Source organism: Labrenzia sp. 011, from assembly GCF_003075075.1.
In the GTDB taxonomy this organism is placed as follows: domain Bacteria; phylum Pseudomonadota; class Alphaproteobacteria; order Rhizobiales; family Stappiaceae; genus Roseibium.
On the sequence record NZ_QCYM01000012.1, the window covers coordinates 19,668 to 39,682 of the forward strand.

General features: G+C 62.4%; 17 protein-coding genes. 13 read left to right on the forward strand and 4 right to left on the reverse strand.

Annotation, left to right across the window (positions count from 1 at the left end):
• The first annotated feature begins 52 nt into the window (after window positions 1–52).
• From DCO57_RS13730 to DCO57_RS23545, 7 genes are all read left to right on the forward strand, one after another.
• Window positions 53–1,138 carry a DUF2336 domain-containing protein gene (locus tag DCO57_RS13730; protein WP_116699481.1) on the forward strand — a complete coding sequence of 362 codons (1,086 nt, stop codon included), beginning with the start codon at window positions 53–55 and terminating at the stop codon, window positions 1,136–1,138.
• A 250-nt stretch (window positions 1,139–1,388) separates the two neighbouring features.
• A complete protein-coding gene (locus tag DCO57_RS13735; protein WP_116699590.1) occupies window positions 1,389–3,707 on the forward strand; it encodes a mechanosensitive ion channel domain-containing protein in 2,319 nt (772 codons plus the stop codon).
• 147 nt (window positions 3,708–3,854) lie between these two features.
• Window positions 3,855–4,715 carry a hypothetical protein gene (locus DCO57_RS13740; RefSeq protein ID WP_116699482.1) on the forward strand — a complete coding sequence of 287 codons (861 nt, stop codon included), beginning with the start codon at window positions 3,855–3,857 and terminating at the stop codon, window positions 4,713–4,715.
• 197 nt (window positions 4,716–4,912) lie between these two features.
• On the forward strand, window positions 4,913–5,923 hold the full coding sequence (locus DCO57_RS13745) for a metalloregulator ArsR/SmtB family transcription factor (protein ID WP_116699483.1): 1,011 nt from the start codon (window positions 4,913–4,915) through the stop codon (window positions 5,921–5,923).
• A 1-nt stretch (window position 5,924) separates the two neighbouring features.
• The gene (gene metF, locus DCO57_RS13750; RefSeq protein WP_116699484.1) at window positions 5,925–6,836 is read left to right on the forward strand and encodes a methylenetetrahydrofolate reductase [NAD(P)H]; all 912 of its coding nucleotides are present in this window, start codon (window positions 5,925–5,927) and stop codon (window positions 6,834–6,836) included.
• Between the two features lie 275 nt (window positions 6,837–7,111).
• Complete coding sequence (gene metH, locus DCO57_RS13755; RefSeq protein WP_116699485.1) at window positions 7,112–10,840, forward strand: methionine synthase; 3,729 nt, start codon at window positions 7,112–7,114, stop codon at window positions 10,838–10,840.
• A gap of 220 nt (window positions 10,841–11,060) precedes the next feature.
• A complete protein-coding gene (locus DCO57_RS23545; RefSeq protein ID WP_165814742.1) occupies window positions 11,061–11,204 on the forward strand; it encodes a hypothetical protein in 144 nt (47 codons plus the stop codon).
• Between the two features lie 149 nt (window positions 11,205–11,353).
• Here the strand turns inward: DCO57_RS23545 and DCO57_RS13760 are convergent, their stop codons facing one another.
• A complete protein-coding gene (locus DCO57_RS13760) occupies window positions 11,354–12,043 on the reverse strand; it encodes a winged helix-turn-helix domain-containing protein (RefSeq protein WP_116699486.1) in 690 nt (229 codons plus the stop codon).
• 116 nt (window positions 12,044–12,159) lie between these two features.
• On the opposite strand from DCO57_RS13760, the gene DCO57_RS13765 reads away from it, so the two are divergent.
• The 5 genes from DCO57_RS13765 to DCO57_RS13785 all read left to right on the forward strand — a co-directional run bounded on the left by DCO57_RS13765 (window position 12,160) and on the right by DCO57_RS13785 (window position 15,412).
• Window positions 12,160–12,492, forward strand: a complete 333-nt coding sequence (locus DCO57_RS13765) for an NIPSNAP family protein (RefSeq protein WP_116699487.1) — start codon at window positions 12,160–12,162, stop codon at window positions 12,490–12,492.
• Complete coding sequence (locus DCO57_RS13770) at window positions 12,489–12,833, forward strand: antibiotic biosynthesis monooxygenase (protein WP_116699488.1); 345 nt, start codon at window positions 12,489–12,491, stop codon at window positions 12,831–12,833. The genes DCO57_RS13765 and DCO57_RS13770 overlap by 4 nt, the downstream gene beginning before the upstream one ends.
• A gap of 9 nt (window positions 12,834–12,842) precedes the next feature.
• On the forward strand, window positions 12,843–13,763 hold the full coding sequence (locus tag DCO57_RS13775; RefSeq protein ID WP_116699489.1) for an EamA family transporter: 921 nt from the start codon (window positions 12,843–12,845) through the stop codon (window positions 13,761–13,763).
• Complete coding sequence (locus DCO57_RS13780) at window positions 13,760–14,182, forward strand: cupin domain-containing protein (protein ID WP_116699490.1); 423 nt, start codon at window positions 13,760–13,762, stop codon at window positions 14,180–14,182. Before DCO57_RS13775 ends, DCO57_RS13780 begins: the two co-directional genes overlap by 4 nt.
• Window positions 14,183–14,269: 87 nt before the next feature.
• Window positions 14,270–15,412, forward strand: a complete 1,143-nt coding sequence (locus DCO57_RS13785) for an NAD(P)/FAD-dependent oxidoreductase (RefSeq protein WP_116699491.1) — start codon at window positions 14,270–14,272, stop codon at window positions 15,410–15,412.
• Window positions 15,413–15,441: 29 nt separating this feature from the next.
• On the opposite strand, the gene DCO57_RS13790 is transcribed toward DCO57_RS13785, so the two are convergent.
• Together DCO57_RS13790 and DCO57_RS13795 are read right to left on the reverse strand one after the other, a co-directional pair.
• Entirely contained in the window at window positions 15,442–16,875 is a 1,434-nt protein-coding gene (locus DCO57_RS13790) for an ATP-binding protein (RefSeq protein ID WP_116699492.1), read from the reverse strand.
• The gene (locus DCO57_RS13795; protein WP_116699493.1) at window positions 16,872–17,600 is read right to left on the reverse strand and encodes a response regulator; all 729 of its coding nucleotides are present in this window, start codon (window positions 17,598–17,600) and stop codon (window positions 16,872–16,874) included. Before DCO57_RS13795 ends, DCO57_RS13790 begins: the two co-directional genes overlap by 4 nt.
• Before the next feature lie 338 nt (window positions 17,601–17,938).
• Here DCO57_RS13795 and DCO57_RS13800 point away from each other — a divergent pair, with 338 nt between their 5' ends.
• Window positions 17,939–18,985, forward strand: coding sequence for a calcium-binding protein (locus DCO57_RS13800; protein ID WP_116699494.1), 1,047 nt, complete (start codon window positions 17,939–17,941; stop codon window positions 18,983–18,985).
• A gap of 113 nt (window positions 18,986–19,098) precedes the next feature.
• Here the strand turns inward: DCO57_RS13800 and DCO57_RS13805 are convergent, their stop codons facing one another.
• A complete protein-coding gene (locus DCO57_RS13805; protein WP_116699495.1) occupies window positions 19,099–19,983 on the reverse strand; it encodes a LysR family transcriptional regulator in 885 nt (294 codons plus the stop codon).
• Between the last annotated feature and the right edge of the window lie 32 nt (window positions 19,984–20,015).

Here is a 20,015-nt window from a genome sequence, read left to right on the forward strand (position 1 = left end):
ATCTTCGATATCACCGCCTGACAGGCAAAAATTTTGGAACTGGTATCGAAGCATGACAGAAGCGTTGAAAACAGAGCTGGTGAACTTTTCGGAGCTGACCGGTGAAGCTGGCAGCGCCAGGCGGGCGGAACTGGCCCGGCATGTCGCAACATTGTTTGCATTGACCTCCGACCGCTGTTCGGACGAGCAGGTCGACATATACGACTCCGTTCTGTTGCGGCTGGTCGACATGGTGGAGGCGGAAGTCCGGCGGTATGTGGCGGACCAGATGTCCAGTCTTCGTCGTGGTCCGGAGGAAACGATCCGCCGGCTTGCCGATGACGATATCGAGGTTGCCGAACCCATTCTTCTCAAATCGACCGTCCTGCGCGACGCGGACCTGATCAAGATCGCGGAAAAGCGCGGCAACGCCCATCGCTTCGCAATTGCCCAGCGGGAAGTTCTCTCGGAGGAACTGACGGATGTCCTGGTGCGGACCGGCGATCTCAAGGTCAAGCGCAAGGTTGCCGGCAATGACGGTGCCTGCCTGTCCAACACCGCGGTCATGGCGCTGATCAGCGACGCCGCGTCGGACGCCACCCTGCAGCTCTCCCTGAGCGAGCGGGCCGATCTGGCCGAGGCGCATATCGCCAGCCTGATTGCGGTCGCCAGTGAAGATGTGCGCAAGAAGCTGCATGCGGCAGGACGCGGCAATGAAGCCGAACGTGTCGAGGAAGCGGCGCAGGTCGCCGCTCAGCGCATGTCAAACCAGTACTGGCTGGGCCGTTATGATTTCGAAACCGCGCGCAGCCGGATCATCCTGCTTGCCAGACGCGGCATGGTCAACGAAGCCGCCTTGCGCCGTTTCGCATCGGAAGACCGCTTTGCGGAGGTCGTGGCGACCTTCGCCTGGCTGGTGCGCTGCGGTGTTGAGGAAGTAAGCCACTGGATGGTGCGGCCGGATCCGGAGCCCTTCGTGATCCTCGCCAAGGCCTTCGGCTTTTCCTCGATCACCGTCGGATCCCTGCTTTCCATCGGCCCCTGGCGTCACCGCCTGACGCCGGAAGTGCGCAGCGACGCGATGATCCTGTTCGAGCGCATGACCGTAGCCGAAGCCAAGCGTAAGATGTCCCATTGGCACAATATCGTGTTTCACTGACGTCAGCCGTGGTTGACAGGCTCCCCCGGCCTTTCACGGCGGGGGGAAGCCCGCCCTGCGTCACCCCGTATTGAAAGGCCCGGTCCGCAGACCGGGCCTTTCCTTTTGGCGCTCCGCTGCGATCCCTGTGTCTTTCAAATCGCCGTAAACCATGCTTAACAGATGTCGGAACCGTCAACGCGACCTGCCAGGGGCCGATATGTGCATTTCAAGTTTTCTTTCCGCCCGCTTTCCGCCAGGTCCGCGCGCGATGCGAAAGACTGCGCCTTTCCTGGTGGCGCTGGGCGTCTTTCTACTGGCGGCCTTCACAGGCGCTTTCGAGGGGCAGGCCCAGGGCGTTCCCGGCGCGGTGACGGATATGCTCAAGGCCCGGTCGGGCCAGACGGTGACTGCGGAGAGCGAACAAGCCGCGGCGTCGGCCGCCGCAGCGGCGAGCCAGGCAGAAGAAAACGAGGAAGGCGCGGGCGCCGGACTTATCGAGACCCTGGAAGACTTTTCCGACGACGCGGTGGAGGCCCGCGACGAATTCAAGTCGATCGTCGGCGAAATCCCGACGATCCACAATTCGATTCTGACGATCCTTCAGACCCATGGCGAAGACCACGGCCTGGACTGGCTTCCGGCGGCGCTGCTGGATGTGGCGGCCGCCATCGTGATCGGTCTCGTGGCCTATGCGCTGCTCAGCAGGTGGGGGCACCGGCAATTCGCGTTCCTGTATCAGGCGAAGGTCTTCAGCCGGTCCGACAAGATCATCTATCTCTATTTGCGCGCCCTTCTGATGGGCGTGGGCGTGGTGCTGTTTTTCGCGGTCTCGGCCGTTGCCTATCTGATCGTGGGAACGGGCCTCAAGGCAGCCAACGAGACGGCGCTTGTGGTGCTCAGTGTCTTCTCCGCCTTCATGCTGCTGCGTATCATCTGGCTCAACCTGTTCGCGCCCGACGCGGAAACGCATCGCCTGCTTGCCCTGAGCAACAGGGAGGCGACGGGTCTCTACAGAACCCTGCTCGCCGGCTCGGGTGTGTCCCTGGCCGCCGTGGCCTTCTGTATCTGGATGGAACGTCTCGGGCTTTCGGAGGATGCCCACAAGATCGCCCTGATCGGGGCTTCCGCGCTCTCCATGCTGATCCTGCTGGGAATTACCGTTGTCTACCGGCGGGTCATTGCCCGGCTGATCCGGGGGCGGGAAGGGGACGAATGCCCGATCTGGCGCAAGGTGCTGGCTCGTGTCTGGCATTATGTGGCGATCGTCTACCTGATCCTTGCCTGGAGCATTTCCGCGGTCCGCATCCTTCTGGACCTGCCCGATGCGACGGGGCTGGTCGCCGCGCCCCTTCAGGTGCTGCTTCTGGCGGCCTTTGTCTACGGTATCCTGATCCTCGTCATCGACCGGGTGCTTCTTCCCAGGCTCGACACCGCAGACGCGCAGGCGAAGATCGCCGAAGACATCAAGCGGACGGAGGAGAACGAAGGCGGGACCGACGATCCGGAAAGCGCCCTGGCGCAAGCCCGCGCCGAAGCCGCGGAACGGGAGGCAAGGCGCACGCCGTTCCGCAACCTGTTCGACCGGGGGGCCGTCATTCTGGTCACTTTCGGCGCTCTCGACCTTCTCGCCACCTGGTGGGGAATGCCACTTGCCGGCAGCGGCTCGCTGATCGGATCCTTCGTCGAGGTGCTGCTGGTCGTGTTTCTGGGCTATATGGCCTATGAAGCCGTCAAGATCCTTATCGACCGTCAGATTGCCAAGGAAACGCCGTCCGGGACGGACGATGAAGCGGAGATCGGCGGGGCAGGGGAAAGCCGGATCGCGACCCTGTTGCCCATCTTCCGGAATTTCCTGCTGATCACCATCGTGGTGATCGCCTCCATGGTGGTGCTTTCGGAACTCGGCGTGAACATCGCACCACTCTTTGCCGGGGCCGGTGTCGTCGGTCTGGCGATCGGCTTCGGCGCCCAGACGCTTATCCGCGACATCTTTTCCGGAGCCTTCTATCTTGTCGATGATGCCTTCCGCAAAGGCGAATATATCGACATCGGCAGCGCCAAGGGCGTGGTCGAGAAGATCTCGATCCGCTCGATGCAGTTGCGTCATCACCGGGGTGCATTGACGACCATTCCCTTCGGCGAAATCCAGCAGGTCGAGAATTTTTCCCGCGACTGGGCAGTGATGAAGCTGGCCTTCCGCGTCACCTATGACACGGATGTGGAAAAGATGCGCAAGATCATCAAGAACTTCGGACAGGAGCTGCTGGATGATGACTATTTCGGCCCGATGTTCCTGGCACCGCTGAAATCCCAGGGCATCATGTCCATGGAGGATTCGGCCATGATCGCCCGGGTCAAATTCACCACCAAGCCCGGCAAGCAGTTCGAGCTGCGCAAGGTCGTCTATGCCGGACTTCGGGACCTGTTCGAACAGAACGGCATCAAGTTCGCTCATCGTCAGGTGACCGTGCGGGTCGCCGATCCGGCAAACGGGGAGGGAACGATTTCGCCCGAGGCGGCCCGGACAGCGGCTGCGGGGGCGGCAGCGGCCGGGGTGATCGAGGGGGACGGCCAGTCCGACGGCTGATCCGTCCATGCCTCAGGGTCTGGTCGTCCACCTGGGGCGCCGTTCTGATAAGGATGCGGGGAGCCCGACTTCCGCTGTGCTTCCGGCAAGGCGGTTTGTCCGAGAACGCCAAGCGTGCAAATTTCCGGATATGGAAAAGCCTTTAAAATGAAGCTCTACGACTGTTTTGTCTTCCATAATGAATTCGATCTCCTGGAACTGCGCCTGCGGGAAATGGGCGACCAGGTCGATCATTTTGTGCTCGTTGAAGCCAACCTGACCCAGAGGGGCGGGCCGAAACCCTATTATTTCGCGGAAAATCGCGAGCGCTTTGCCCCCTGGGCCGACAGGATCATCGATCTGCAGATCAAATTTCCGGACGTGTTGCCGCCGGCGCTCGGGGTCTACAGGACCCGGCGCAAGACGGACTGGGAACGGGAAAACTATCAGCGCAACTGCATCGCGCAGGCGCTGGAGTCCGCAGCGCAGGACGACCTGATCCTGGTCTCGGATGTGGACGAGATCGTTCGCGGCGAGGTTCTGGAGCGGGTGTTGCGCGACCGGCTTTACAAGGGCCGGCTGCTGGTGTTCGAGCAAAGCCTCCACAAGCATCACCTGAACCGGATCGTCCCGGGGAAGAACTGGCTGCTCGGGTCACGGATGATCGAGCGGAAGTACCTGACGACGCCGCAGCAACTGCGGCGAACCAAGGCGCGGATGACCAAGAAATCCTGGGTGCCGGCTTTCCTCGCCCAGCCGCTGCTGCGTATCCGCAATCACAATCTCACGGGCATCAGCCGCCCGGTGAAGATCATCCCGGATGCGGGGTGGCATTTTTCCTCCATGGGCGGTCTGGAGGCCTTCCGGACAAAGCTGGAGTCCGTCGTGCACGGTCAGACCGTCGACACGAGCGATATCGAGCGGCTTTACAAGCGCGAGCTGGAGGGCACGCAACTTGTCCCCCGCAAGGGCCTTCCCGCCAGCGTCCAGGAGGGACGGTTCGACCATATGCTTGCGGATCCGGCGTAGCGGCCCGTAACACTGCGTATTTCAAACCGGGGGGGAGCTTTGTGCGAGGGGGACTCGGAGAAGAGGCCCTCGTCCCGCATGGCAGCCCAGAAACCGGACGCTTTTCCGCCAGCCCGTGTCGCTTTTTCTTCAATCGCTTGCATCTTTCGTCAAGTCGATATAAACATATCTTTATATCGACATTGGTGACCGAGAGAATGACCGAAGAGCAGACCCTTTCCGTGGAAGATACCCTGGCGGCCCTGAGGGCCATCGGTGAGGCGACCCGTTTGCGGCTGATTGCCCTTTTGGCGGAAAGCGAGCTGACGGTGAAGGACGCCACCGCCATTCTCGGCCAGAGCCAGCCGCGGATTTCCCGGCATCTGAAGCTTCTGGCGGAAGCGGATCTGATCCAGCGGTTTCCGGAAGGGTCTTGGGTCTACTACCGTCTGGCGGACGGTCCGGAAGGTGAACTTGCTCGGGCGCTTGTCGCCCGTATCTCACGGGAGGATCCGGTTCTGGCCGCCGATCAGGAGCGCTTTCAGGCGATCCGCAAGGCCAAGGCCGAGGAGGCTGCCGCCTATTTCGCCGCGCGGGCGCTCACCTGGGACCGGGAACGGTCGCTGCATGTGTCCGAAGACGATGTGGAAAGCGCGATGCGGGCCGCCCTCGGCGACAAGCCGTTCCAGTCCTTTCTGGATCTGGGCACCGGAACCGGCCGGCTGCTGGAGGTCTTTTCCGATCTCTATACATCCGCGCTGGGCATCGATGCCTCGCATGACATGCTGGCGGTTGCCAGAGCCAATCTTGCCAAGGCCGGCCTGACCAATGCACAGGTGCGTCACGGCGACGTTTATGTGCTGAACGTGCCGCCGCGTTCCTTCGATGTGGTCGCGGTGCACCAGGTTCTGCACTTTCTGGAAGAACCTGCACGGGCCCTGAGCGAGGCCGCACGGGCCCTGCGGCCCGGCGGACGCCTGTTGCTTGTCGATTTTGCCCCTCACGAGCTGGAGTTCCTGCGCGAAAATCACGCGCATCGCCGGCTCGGCTTTGCCCGTGACCAGATGGAACGCTGGCTTGAGGCGCTTGAACTGGATCTGGAACAGGTCACCGACCTGCTTCCGGCCGACGAAACAGAAAACAACCTTACCGTTACACTTTGGCTTGCGCGTGACCGCCGGATTGTCACCGACCTGCCTGCCCGAGATACGTCCCGAGAGGTCGCCTGAAATGTCTGATACGTCTTCCCGCCGGTCCCATCAGGCCGCGCCGTCGCCCATTACCGCCTCCTTCGAGTTTTTCCCTCCCAAATCGGAAAAGATGGCCGACACGCTGTGGCAGACCGTGCAGCGCCTTGCGCCGCTGCGTCCGTCTTTCGTCTCCGTGACCTATGGCGCGGGCGGCTCCACGCGGGAGCGCACCCACAAGACGGTTGAACGGATCCTGAAGGAAACCGACCTTGACCCCGCAGCGCATCTGACCTGTGTCGGCGCGTCGCGGGACGAGGTCGATGCCATTGTGCGCGACTACTGGGAACTGGGCGTGCGTCATCTGGTTGCCCTGCGTGGCGATCCGCTGGAAGGCATCGGCACGCGCTATGTTCCGCACGAGCATGGCTATGCCTATGCTTCCGATCTGGTCGCCGGCATCAAGAAGATCGCCAATTTCGATGTCTCCGTGTCCGGTTACCCGGAAAAACACCCGGAAAGCGGCAGCTGGCAGAGCGAGATCGACAATCTGAAACGCAAGGTGGATGCGGGTGCCGACCGGATCATCACCCAGTATTTCTTCGACAATGACATGTTCGATGCCTATCTCGACAGGATCGCTGCCGCCGGGATCAACATACCGGTGATCCCGGGGATCGTTCCGATCCACAATTTCGAGCAGACCATGGTGTTTTCGGCCAAATGCGGCACCTCGATCCCGCAGTGGCTGGCCCGGCGCTTTGCCGGTCTTGCCAACGATCCGGAAACCCGCAAGCTGGTCGGGGTCGCGGTTGCCTGTGAGCAGGTCATGGATCTGGTGGACCGGGGCATCAACGATTTCCACTTCTACACCATGAACCGCGCCGACCTGACCTACGCCATATGCCACATGCTGGGGATGGGGAAACCCGCGCAGGAGGATCTCGCAGCCTGACGTCCGGCCCATGACAGCCCGTCTGCCGTGCCCCTGGGGTCGGCAGGCGATGCTGCGGCCACTGGGCGGACAGGATTGCGGCATGCGGAAGCTGACAGCATGAAGCCCGGCCCCGTCGCGGTGACGGAGGGCAGGGTAATGCAGTCAGCACCCGTCTTTACACCTACAAGCCGCGGGGCCGATTTTGCAGAACCGCCGCGGCCGTTGAAATACAAGGGCGCCAGCAGCAACAAGGCGCCAAGTCGACAAACCAGACTATCTGGAAGGAAATACCCGTGATCAAGTCCGACGCCGTTGAGCGCCTCCGTGAGCTTGCCAGGAAACGCATTCTCGTGCTGGATGGCGCGATGGGAACGGAAATCCAGCTTCTGAAGCTGGACGAGGCGGCCTATCGTGGCGAGCGCTTTGCCGACTGGCCGAGCGACATCAAGGGCAACAACGATCTGCTCAGCCTGACCCAGCCCGATGCGATCCGCAAAATCCATGTGGCCTATCTGGAAGCCGGTGCGGATATCGTGGAGACCAACACCTTCTCCTCCACGACCATCGCGCAGGCCGATTACGGCATGGAAGAGCTGGCCTATGAGCTGAATTACGAAAGCGCCAGACTCGCCCGCGAGGCCTGCGACCAGGTCACCGCCGGCGATCCTTCCCGGCCGCGGTTCGTCGCCGGTGCCCTCGGCCCGACCAACCGCACGGCATCGATCTCACCGGACGTGAACAACCCGGGCTACCGTGCTGTAAGTTTTGATGATTTGCGCATCGCCTATGCCCAGGCCGCACGCGGCCTGATCGCCGGTGGCGCCGATATCCTGCTTGTGGAAACCATTTTCGACACGTTGAACGCCAAGGCGGCTCTCTTCGCCATAGAAGAGGTGTTCGAGGAAACCGGCAAGGCCCTGCCGGTGATGATTTCCGGTACGATCACCGATCTCTCCGGCCGCACGCTGTCCGGTCAGACGCCGGAGGCGTTCTGGAACTCGGTTCGCCACGCCAATCCGCTCAGCATCGGCCTCAACTGCGCGCTCGGCGCGAAGGAAATGCGCGCCCATGTGGATGAACTGGGCCGGATCGCCGATACGCTGGTCTGTGCCTATCCGAATGCGGGCCTGCCCAATGAATTCGGCGAATATGACGAAAGCCCGGAGCATATGGCCGGACTGGTCGGCGAATTCGCCTCCGCCGGGCTGGTGAACATTGTCGGCGGCTGCTGCGGAACCACACCTGCCCATATCCGGGCGATCGCCGAGGCGGTCGCGGACCAGGCTCCGCGCGTCATCCCGGAAATCGAGCGCCACATGCGGCTGTCGGGGCTCGAGCCGTTCGTGGTCACGAAGGAAACCAATTTCGTCAATGTGGGCGAGCGGACCAACGTCACCGGCTCGGCCCGCTTCCGCAAGCTGATCAAGGAAGACGATTACGCCGCCGCACTGGAGGTTGCCCGCCAGCAGGTGGAAAACGGTGCCCAGATCATCGACGTCAACATGGACGAGGGGCTTCTGGACTCCGAGGAGGCCATGGTCACCTTCCTCAACCTGGTCGCCGCCGAGCCGGATATCGCCAAGGTCCCGGTGATGATCGACAGCTCCAAATGGAGCGTCATCGAAGCGGGCCTCAAATGTATCCAGGGCAAGGGGGTGGTGAACTCCATCTCCATGAAGGAAGGCGAGGAAGCCTTCATCGAGCAGGCGAAACTCGTTCGCCGCTACGGCGCTGCCGTGGTGGTCATGGCCTTCGACGAAAAGGGCCAGGCGGACAGTTTCGAGCGCAAGACCGAGATCTGTGCGCGCTCCTACAAGCTGTTGACGGAAGAAATCGGCTTTCCGCCGGAAGACATCATCTTCGATCCGAATATCTTCGCCGTGGCGACCGGCATCGAGGAGCACAACAACTACGGCGTCGACTTTATCGAAGCGACCGGCTGGATCCGCGAGAACCTGCCCCATGCGCATGTCTCGGGCGGCGTGTCGAACCTCAGCTTCTCGTTCCGCGGCAATGAAGCCGTGCGCGAGGCGATGCATTCGGTGTTTCTCTATCACGCCATTCAGCGCGGCATGGACATGGGCATCGTCAATGCCGGTCAGCTCGCGGTCTACAACGATCTCGACACGGAACTGCGCGAGCTTTGCGAAGACGTGGTGCTGAACCGCCGCGACGATGCCACGGACCGCATGCTGGAAGCGGCGGAGCGCTGGAAAGGCGAGGGCGGCCAGAAGCGGGAAGCCGATCTCACCTGGCGCACCTGGGACGTTGCCAAGCGCATGGAGCATGCGCTGGTGCACGGCATTGCCGACTATGTGGAAGAGGATACGGAAGAGGCGCGACAGTCCTTCGACCGGCCGCTGCACGTGATCGAGGGGCCGTTGATGGACGGCATGAATGTGGTTGGCGACCTGTTCGGCTCCGGCCAGATGTTCCTGCCGCAGGTCGTCAAATCGGCACGGGTGATGAAGAGGGCCGTCGCCTATCTGATGCCCTTCATGGAGAAGGAAAAGGAAGAGCTGGGGATCACCGGCCACTCCTCGAACGGCAAGATTCTGATGGCGACCGTGAAGGGCGATGTGCATGACATCGGCAAGAACATCGTCGGCGTCGTTCTCCAGTGCAACAATTTCGAGGTGATCGACCTCGGGGTGATGGTGCCGGCGGCAAAGATCCTGGAAACCGCGCGCGAGGAAAAGGTCGACATCATCGGGCTCAGCGGCCTGATCACCCCGTCGCTGGACGAAATGTGTCACGTGGCGGCCGAGCTTGAGCGGGAAGGCATGGACCTGCCGCTGCTGATCGGCGGTGCCACGACGTCGAAGATCCACACGGCGGTGAAGGTCCATCCAAACTACAAGCGGGGGCAGGCGATCTATGTCACCGATGCCGGACGTGCGGTCGGTGTGGTCTCCAAGCTGATGAGCGAGGGAGGGCGTGAACCCTATTTTGCCGATATCCGCGTCGAATATGCGGATATCGCCGAAAAACACGCCGCCGGGCGGGGGGCGCAGAGGCGCAGCCCGCTTGCCACTGCCCGTGAAAATGCGTTCAAGGCCGACTTCGCGGGCAAGCCTCCCGTTGCGCCGAAAACACCGGGCAGCACGGTGTTCGAGGACTTTCCGCTGGAAGAGCTTGTACCGCTGATCGACTGGACGCCGTTCTTCTCGACATGGGAGATCAAGGGGCGCTATCCGGCGGTGTTGACCGACAATCGTTACGGCCCGGCAGCGAAGGCGCTTTACGACGACGCGCGGCGGATGCTGGACGAGATCGTCGAGGGAAAACTGCTGACCGCGAGGGGCGTGGCCGCCTTGTGGCCCGCCAATGCGGATGGCGACGACATCCGCCTGTTCACCGATGAAAGCCGCTCCGACACCCTGGCGATGTTCCATACGCTGCGCCAGCAGATGGAGCGGAACGCCGGCGGGCGGGCCAATGTCGCCCTGAGCGATTTCGTGGCGCCGCAGGGCAGCGGCATAAACGACTGGATCGGTGGCTTCGCGGTCACCGCGGGACATGGTGAGGACGAGCTTGCCGCCCGCTATGCCCGGGAAGGGGATGACTACAACAAGATCCTCTCGCAGGCGCTTGCCGACCGGCTGGCGGAAGCCTTCGCGGAGAAACTGCACCAGATCGTGCGTACCGACCTGTGGGGCTATGCGGCGGATGAAAATCTCGCCGTGGAGGATATCATCGGCGAGAAATACCAGGGCATCCGCCCTGCCGCGGGCTATCCGGCCCAGCCGGACCATACCGAGAAGGACACGCTGTTCAAGTTGCTCGACGCGGAACGTCTGACCGGTATCCAGTTGACCGAAAGCCGGGCGATGCTGCCCGGGTCGTCCGTTTCCGGCCTCTATTTCAGCCATGCGGACAGTCATTATTTCGGTGTCGGCAAGATCGAACGGGATCAGGTGGAAGACTATGCGGCGCGCAAGGGCTGGGATCTCGCCTATGCGGAACGCTGGCTGGCGCCTATCCTCAACTACGATCCGGCGCGGATGGTAGCAGCCGAATAGGCCCTTGTAGAAAAACAGGCGACGTTCGGAACCTTTTTGGCCTTCCGTGGTTTTCCACGGGAGGCCTTTTGTTTTCATGAGTAAAATAAATGTAGCTGCAAAATAAGACGTATTTTCGGCAAAATGCACATAGTGCGCACTTGAAAAGTGCACAAAGTGCGCGTACATTGATCTACATCAGAGGCTGTACCGAGTTTCCAAGCACCTGGAAGGAGAAAAAATGACTGTGCACACAGCAAGACTTTTCCTGATGCATCACCGTCAGGATTACAAGAACGCCCATCAATCCCGGTTGCCGTCACGGCTTTACCAGAGCATCCGCAAGGCGCTCTTCAATCGTCAGGCGCCCGAGCAGGCTGCCTGACAGGGATTTTATCCGCTTGGCCCCAATAACAAGAAGATGACCCCTCAGTCGGACGTTTTCCATGCCCCGAACGTCTGCTTACCTTCAGACAAAACCCGGTCTCGGCCGGGTTTTTTGTTGTTCTCGAGTCCGTCGGGCGTGATTTCCCTTCAAGGGGCCGGAAACAGCTTGTGAAGTTCCACATGGCCCCTGGGAGAAATGGTAACGACCCTGCTGCCGGCTTCGCGCCTCAGCCAGCCGTTGTCGCGAAACCGCTCCAGAAGTGCTGCCCCGAGACTGCCGGCAAGGTGATTGCGCCGCTCGCTCCAGTCGAGGCAGGCGCGGCAAAGCGGACGGCGGCTGGTGCCGAGAGCCTCCAGGTCGATGCCGAGGACGGAGACGAACTGTCTGCCGTCCGCCGTCAGGTCGAGTCCGCCCCTGTCAGCTGATACCCTAAGAAATCCCCGGGTCTGAATACTGTCGAACATCTGCACGGCCATATCACCGGCCAGATGGTCGTAACAGACGCGGGCTGCGCGCATGGCCGGGTCCTTCGGACCGGTACGGGTGCGCAGGTGCCCCTTTCGCGCGGCAAGCCCCATGAGCGCCTCCACGACCGTGCCGACATCCGGGCCGGCGAGGGTGAAATAACGGTGCCGGCCCTGTCTGGCCTGGGTCAGAAGTCCGCCGTCCATCAGCTTCTTCAGGTGAGAACTGGCGGTCTGACTGGTGATTCCGGCCTCGGCGGCAAGTTCCGTCGCCGTCAGCGCCTTGCCGCTCATGAGCGCGCTCAAAATGTTGGCGCGGGCGGGATCGCCGATCAGCGACCCGATGCGGGCGATGTCCGGGCCATCCTTCATCGGATTCCGGTCTTCGTGGGTCGGCTGTCTTTCATGGTTCGATCCTCGTCGAAGCATTGCTGTCGCTGACCATGGCACACGGGAGAGGTCAACGGCAACAGAAAGGCAAGACCGTCATGATCACCTGCTTCATCCGCTACCACATAGATCCGGCGAAAAAGGCCGCCTTCGAGCATTATGCCCGCAACTGGGGGCAGGCGATTCCCCGCTGCGGAGCGGAGCTGATCGGCTATTTTTCCCCGCATGAAGGCTCGTCCACGCTGGCCTACGGGGTCTACTCCATCGAAAACCTGGCCGCCTATGAGGCCTACAGGGCGCGGCTGGCCGCGGATCCGCTGGGGCAGGAAAACTACGCCTTCGCGCAATCGGAAAGATTCATCTTGCGGGAAGACCGGACCTTCCTGAAACTGGCGTCCGCGCCGCATGCCGGAAAAAAGGGCAGTCGATGATAGCCGTGATATTCGAAGTCATTCCGCATGCGGAGAAAAAGCAGGCCTATCTCGACATGGCCGCAGCGATGCGATCCCTTGTCGACGAGATCGACGGCTTCCTGTCTGTCGAGCGTTTCCAGAGTCTGACCGATCCGGACAAGCTCCTGTCGGTCTCCTTTTTCCGGGACGAGGCCGCGCTGGAAGAATGGCGGAAGCTCACGCAGCACCGCAATGCGCAGAAGGCGGGGCGGACCAGCTACATCCGGGATTACAGGCTCCGCGTGGCCCAGGTGCTGCGGGACTACGGCATGGAGGACCGGGATCAGGCCCCGGCCGACAGCCGCAGCGTGAACGGATAAGCCACGCCCATGCAAAACCGGTCGTTCGAATTTGCCCTGCTGGGCTGTCTCGCCCTTTTGTGGGGATCGTCCTATTTCTGGATTGCCCTGGCGCTGCCGACCATCCCGCCGGCGACCCTGATTGCCATCAGGGTCCTGTCAGCGGCTGCCGCGCTGCTGGCGATCATGGCCGTGCGGGGCATTCGGATGCCGCTCGACGGCCGCAGCTGGCGCCTGTTCTTCATACAGTCAATGGTCAACAGCACAGGTCCCTGGCTCCTGCTGGCGTGGGGACAGCAATATGCGGGCACGGCGGTCTCCAGCGTCCTCAATTCCACTTCACCGCTGTGGGTGTTCGTTTTTTCCTGGTTGCTGGCTGGCGGCGGGCAGCGACCGGGCGGGCGGCAGCTTGCCGGTGTGCTGCTGGGTTTTGCCGGTATCATCCTGATCGTCGGCGTCAGCGCGCTGCAGGATCTGGGCCAGAACCTTGTTGCCCAGCTGGCGGTGCTGGCCGGTGCCGCGCTATACGGCATCGCGGCATTGCAGGGCAGGCGGTTCGCCGGAATGCCGCCGATCGTGACCGCAACCGGAACGCTGATCTGTTCCGCGCTCGTGCTCGTGCCGTTCAGTCTGGTGACAGAGCGCCCCTGGACGCTTTCGCCGGACATGACCGGGGTTGTCGCCGCCCTTGTTCTCGGTCTTGCCTGCACGGCACTGGCTTTCCTGATCTACTTCCGCCTGCTTTCGACGCTGGGGGCGATGGGGACGGCCAGCCAGGCCTATCTGCGCTCCGGGGTCGGTGTCTTTCTGGGGGTGGTATTCCTGTCGGAAAGACTGGAGCTGGAAACCTTTGCCGGAATCTGTCTTGCCATTTTCGGGGTTATTCTGATCAACTGGCCCAGGAAAGAGCAATCGCAAGTCACGCCCCCCGTGGGCAAGGAGGTGCCATGAGTGTCCTGATCGTTTACGAGGCCGGATCCCGCCCGTCGCAAAAGGCGAATCCGGATTATTTCACCGGCTCGGTCTGGCAGGATCCCGTGATTCAGGCCCCAGCTCCGGCGAGTTTGCGCGCCCTCAAGGTGACTTTCGAACCCGGTGCGCGCACCAACTGGCATACGCATCCGTTCGGCCAGACCCTGCAGGTCCTGGATGGCGCGGGGTTCATTCATGTGTGGGGACAGGAAAAGCTTTCCATCCTCCCCGGCGATGTGATCTGGATCCCGCCGGACGTCAAGCACTGGCACGGAGCGGGGCCGAATACCTGTCTCGTGCATCTGGCGATGCAGGAGGAACGCGAAGGCAGGGCGACCGAATGGCTCGAACCGGTCGATGAGGCGACTTATGCCGGGGGGATCGAGGCGCGACGCTAGATTCCCCGTCACGTGGATTGAGCATATGCCCGATCCGTTGCTCTCCGAACAAAGGACAGGTGCCGTGTTGCCAGGAGAGCAAACTCCATGAAAATTGCCATCGCAGGCGCGGGGATCGGCGGACTGGCCGCCGCCATCCTGATCTCGCGGCTCGGTCACGAGATTTCCGTCTTCGAGCAGTTTCACGAACCGGCACCGGTCGGGTCGGGACTGATGATCCAGCCGGTCGGCCTGGAGGTGCTGAAGCGCGCAGACGCCGCGGAGGCGGTCATGGCGCATGGGACGCCGATTGCGCGGATTCTCGGGCATTCGGCAACCTCCGGGCGCCGGGTGCTGGATGTGACCTATGGTGCGGTCTCAGGCCTGGGCATTCACCGTGCGGCGTTGTTTTCCGCTCTCCATGAGCGCGCGCGCCGTGTGAACCTCACCTGGCGAACCGGCCACAGGATCAGCGGACATGACGAGGGACGGCTGCAATTCGAGGACGGAACCGTCTCGGAGCGGTTCGATCTTGTCATCGACGCCTCCGGCGCCAATTCGGTGCTCTCGCCCCTGAAGCCGCGCACGCGGGCTTTCGGGGCCATCTGGGGAACCGTCGACTGGGTGCCCGGCGTTCTGCCGGACGATCACCTGTCGCAACGCTATCGCCGCGCCGACCGGATGATCGGCGTGCTGCCCATTGGCCGCATGCCCGGTGGCGACAGACGGAAGGCGGCGTTTTTCTGGTCGCTCAGGGCCGATGGCCATGGGGAATGGCTGAGACGGGGACTGGGGCACTGGAAAGACGAGGCATTGTCGCTCTGGCCGGAAGCCGGGCCGTTTCTCGATCAGATCACCGACCCGGACCAGATGACCATGGCGTGCTACAGCCATGGTTCGCTCAAAAAGGTCTGGAGGGAGCGGATCGTCCATATCGGCGACGCAGCGCATCGTGCCAGCCCGCAGCTCGGACAGGGCGCCAATATGGCGCTCCTGGATGCGGCGGCCCTGGCAAATGCCCTCGAGACGTTGCCACTCGACCAGGCGCTTGCCGCCTATGGTCGCGCGCGTCGCTGGCATGTGGGCATCTACCAGGCGATCAGCGGGATGTTCACGCCGGCCTATCAGAGTGACAGTCGCTGGTTGCCGGCGTTGAGAGACAATGTCCTTTTCCCGGTGAGCCGCATTCCGCCGGCGCCTGCGCTGCTCTCCCGCCTGATTTCAGGAACGCTGGTGCCGTCCGGACTCTGACCCTCCGGGCAGGTCTGCGGCTCCTGCCGTTACATCGGCAGTCTGACTTCGGCTTCCAGTCCGCCTTCCGGCCGGTTTCTCAGCATCAGCGTGCCGCCATGGGCATGAATGATGGAACGGGCAATGGACAGGCCAAGGCCGATGCCGCCCGTTTCCTCGCTGCGGGATTCTTCAAGCCTTACAAAAGGTTCGAACACATCCTTCAACCTGTCTTCAGGGATGCCGGGGCCCCGGTCCTGAATGCGGATGACGACCTCGCCGGCCTTTGCGGCAGCGCTGAGCGAAACGTTTTCGCCGTAGCGGATGGCGTTTTCGATGAGATTGCGCAGCGCCCGCTTGAGCGCCACGGGGCGGCAGGACAGTATGATCCTGTCCGCGATGTCGACGGAAATGTCGTGCCCCAGATCCTGCTGATCGGCGGCAAGGGCTTCCAGGATGGCGCCGACGTCCGCATTTTCCGGCTTGTCCGCATGGGCTTCGTCCCGGGCAAAGCGCAGGGTGGCCTCGGTCATATGGGCCATTTCCTCCAGGGTCTCGATCATCTTCTCCCGGTTCTCGTCATCCTCGATGAATTCTGCCCGCAGCCGCAGCGACGTGATCGGTGTTCTCAGGTCATGGCTGATGGCCGCCAGCATGCGGGTGCGGTCGCTGACAAACCGGGTGATCCGGTTCTGCATGTCATTGAAGGCCGATGTCAGGGCACGGACCTCCCGCGGCCCGCTGGGGCGCAGCGGCTCGAGGCTCTCACCGCGGCCGAGCTTTTCCGCCGAGACGGCGAGCTCCTTCAGGGGGCGCGTGACCCTGCGCACCGCCAGGCCGATGATGACGACCGAGGCGAGCGCCGTCAGGCCAAGTTGCACAAGCAGGGAGTAGAGGGCGCCACGAGGCGGCCGGTAGCTGGTGGCCACATTGAACCAGCGGCCGTCCGACATCGGGATGGACAACACCAGATCCTCCTGCCGGTTCATGATCTTCTTCAGGTCGCGGGGCCGCTCGTGCTTGGGTACCCCGCGCCAGCTCGGCGGACGGTCCGATCCGGATTGCTGATCGCGCGGCCCCCGCTTTTCATCGGCACGGAGATTGAGATTCGCGGTCTTGCCTCGGTCGAGCTGGGAATTGAGAAAGTTCTGGAGCTTGCGCTCGACACTGGACGCGCCGGGCTCGGGCACCAGCGGCGTCTCGCCCAGCCAGAAAACCGCGAAGCGGCTGCTGCTAGCCTCCAGTACCCGTTCCTGCAACGCCAGCGGGGTGTCTTCCAGAAGGTCGGCGATGGACACCGCCCGCATGAGAAGATTGTCCCGGGCCAGGGCGACCATCGCAATGCGCCGCTCGTCCTGGAAAATCCAGATGCTCAGCATCTGGGCGCCGACAATGGCGGTCAGCAGCAGGACAACGAGCTGCGAGGCCAGAGTCCTGGGCCACAGATACAAAAGCGCGCTGCGGAGCGAGGCGGGAAATGTCATTCGGTCTGGTCTTTCACGTCGGAAGTGAACATGTAGCCGCCACCCCAGACGGTCTTGATCATCCGGGGATCCTTCGGGTCGATCTCGATTTTCCGGCGCAGGCGCGAAACCTGGTTGTCAATGGACCGGTCGAAGACGGCCGGGGTCCGGCCGGTGGTCAGGTCCAGCAGCTGATCGCGGGTCAGGACCATTTTCGGACGTTTCAGAAAGGCGCACAGCAACTGGAATTCACCGCTGGAGAGCGCCACGGAGGTGCCGTCGGGATCCTTCAGCTCGCGCCGGGCGATATTGAGGGTCCAGCCGTCGAAACACAGCAGTTCCTGTTCGATCGGGTCCCGTTCCTTGGGGGCCAGCGACGTCCGGCGCAGGACTGCCCGGATGCGGGCGAGCAGTTCACGCGGATTGAACGGTTTGGTGACATAATCGTCCGCGCCGATCTCAAGACCGATCACCCGATCGGTGTCATCAGCCATGGCTGTGAGCAGGATCACCGGTATGGCACCGGTTTCCACCAGGTGACGGCACAGGGACAGGCCGTCCTCGCCCGGCATCATGATATCAAGCACGACCAGATCTATCGAAGCTGCCTTGAGGATCTTGCGGGCGTGCGCGGCATTTTCAGCAGTCGTGGCGCGCAGGCCATTCTTTACAAGATAGCGGGCCAGTGTTTCGCGAATGTCGCGATGGTCGTCCACCACCAGGATATGCGGGCTCGGGTCGCTCACTGTCGTCTCCATTCCAGAGCCTCTCGTCCGTGATCGGGGAAGTGCAGGCGAGAGGCTCCAGCACTTCGGGAATTACCGGTCCGCCCTTGCATGACATTGTCGCAAGGCGGCGGGACCTGGCGCATCGCACTGTTGCATAGGGTTTGCTGTGCGGCAGACCGGCTTGTTTCTACGGCTAAAATAGTAGCCTGTGTCCTATCGTGCCCGGGGAACTTGTAACAAAGTGTGTCGGAACGACCCTGCGGGACAGTTGGCGACACTTCCAGTCCTGTTGAAGGGTATTTCTGCGACAATTGCCACCTACCTTCAGCTCATCAACGAACCAAGGAGTTGTTGGAATGAAACCGTTCAGGAAAATTGCAATCGCCGTTCTGGCCGCGAGTGTTGCGGGTACCGCGTTGACCGCAGGCCTGTCAGCTTCGGCACAAAGCGGACCTGCAGATGGGGACGGGGGCAAACAGATTCAACAGACCGCCGGGGAACGCTTTGCCCATATGGGCAAACGTGGCGGCGGTCATATGGGCAAGCGTGGCGGCCGGCACGGGGAGCGCATCTTCGAGCGTTTCGACGCTGACAAGGATGGCGTGATCACGGAAGCGGAAATCGTCGAAGTGCAGACGAGTCAATTCCAGTCGGCGGACACGGACGGCAGCGGCGACATCAGCCTGGAGGAATTCAAGGCCGAATTCCTGACCCGCACCAATGACCGGATGGTCCGGGCGTTCCAGTTCCTGGACCGGGATGGTGACGGAACGGTTACCCAGGAGGAAACCGATGTTGTCGCCAACCGTCTCTTCAAGATGATGGACCGGGACGGAAACGGCACCGCCGAGCGTATGCAGCGCGGCAAGCGCGGTCCTGCGGATGAGCAGAAACGCGCGGAGCGCAAGGGACCGGACGGCAAGGGCGGCAAGGACGGCAAGGACGGCAAGGACGGCCGGAACGCTCAGAGAGCTGAAGCCCGCGGTCACGACGAACGTGGCGGTCCGCGTGGACCCCAGCACGGTCGCGGCGGTCCGGGCCAGATGTTCCTCGCCCTGTTCGACACTGATGGTGACGGCGCCGTTAGCCGCGAGGATTTCGACGCCAGACGCGCCGAGCTCTTCGCCCTGGCCGACACGGACGGCAAGGGGTCCTTCACCCTGGAGCAGTTCGCGCCGCTGTGGCTGACCGTCAACGAGAACCGTGTCGTGGACATGTTCCAGCGCGCGGACGCTGATGGCAGCCTTGGCATCTCCGCCGAGGAGCATGGCAAACGCCTGGACAAGATGATGGAGCGTGCCGACCGCAACAAGGACGGCGTCATCACCAAAGCCGACTTCAAGGGCGGCAAGCATGGCGGAAAAGGCAAGGGCCAGGGCCACGGCAAGCGCCAGCGCGGCTGACGCAAGGAATTCCGGATCCCCACTCCGGAATAGTTTCTCCGCGCTCACACATCCCCCACAGGCGGAGAAACGAAAAGGGAGCCGTGCCCGCGGCTCCCTTTTTCTTTGGGGTGTTACTTGCCGAATTCTCCCGCCAGATGATCGATCAGCGCCCGGACCCTGCGGGTCAGGTGACGATTGGGCGGGTAAAGCGCATAGACGCCGAAGACATCGGCTTCGTGCTCCGGGAGCACCCGTTCCAGCCTGCCGGTCTGGAGCGCCGTCTCCACCGCATAAAGCGGAGCCATGGTGATGCCGAGACCGCCTTCCGCAAGGCGGGCCAGAGCGCCCGGAGCGTTTGCCTGAACGCTACCGTTCAGCCGCACGACATGTTCGCGCCCTCCGGCACGCAGACGCCAGATATTGACCTCGACCTGATTGTTGTCGACGAGGCAGACATGATCGCGGAGCGCCTTCGGATCTGTCGGGCGGCCATGGGCGTCCAGGTAGTCCGGAGAGGCACACAGGACCAGCGGCATGTCCACGAGCTTGCGGGCGACCAGGGTCGAATCCCGCAGGGAGCCGATGCGGATGGCAAGGTCGAACCCCTCCTCGACGAGCGCGACCCGGCTGTCGGTGAGCGTCATGTCCAGTTCGACATCGGGATGCCGTTTCAGAAACGGCAGAAGAGCCTTCGGCAACCGGGTGCTGCCGAAGCCGGTCGGCGCCGTGAGCCGGATCGGTCCTGCCAGGGCATCCTGGCGCTCGCGCACCAGGGACTCCAGTTCATCCAGTTGCTCCAGAATGGGTCGGCAGCGCTGCAGATAGGCGGAGCCGACATCCGTGAGTGAGACGCTGCGGGTGGTGCGGTTGAAAAGCCGGGTCCGCAGGTCCTCTTCCAGGTGCTGGACATATTTGCTCACCAGCTTGGTCGACAGGCCGAGCCGTCTGCCGGCAGCGGTAAAGGAATTTTCCTGGGCGACAGCCATGAACGCCCGCATTGTTTCTATCCTGTCCATTGGTGCCTCTGCGCAGTGACGTTCGGGTGTTT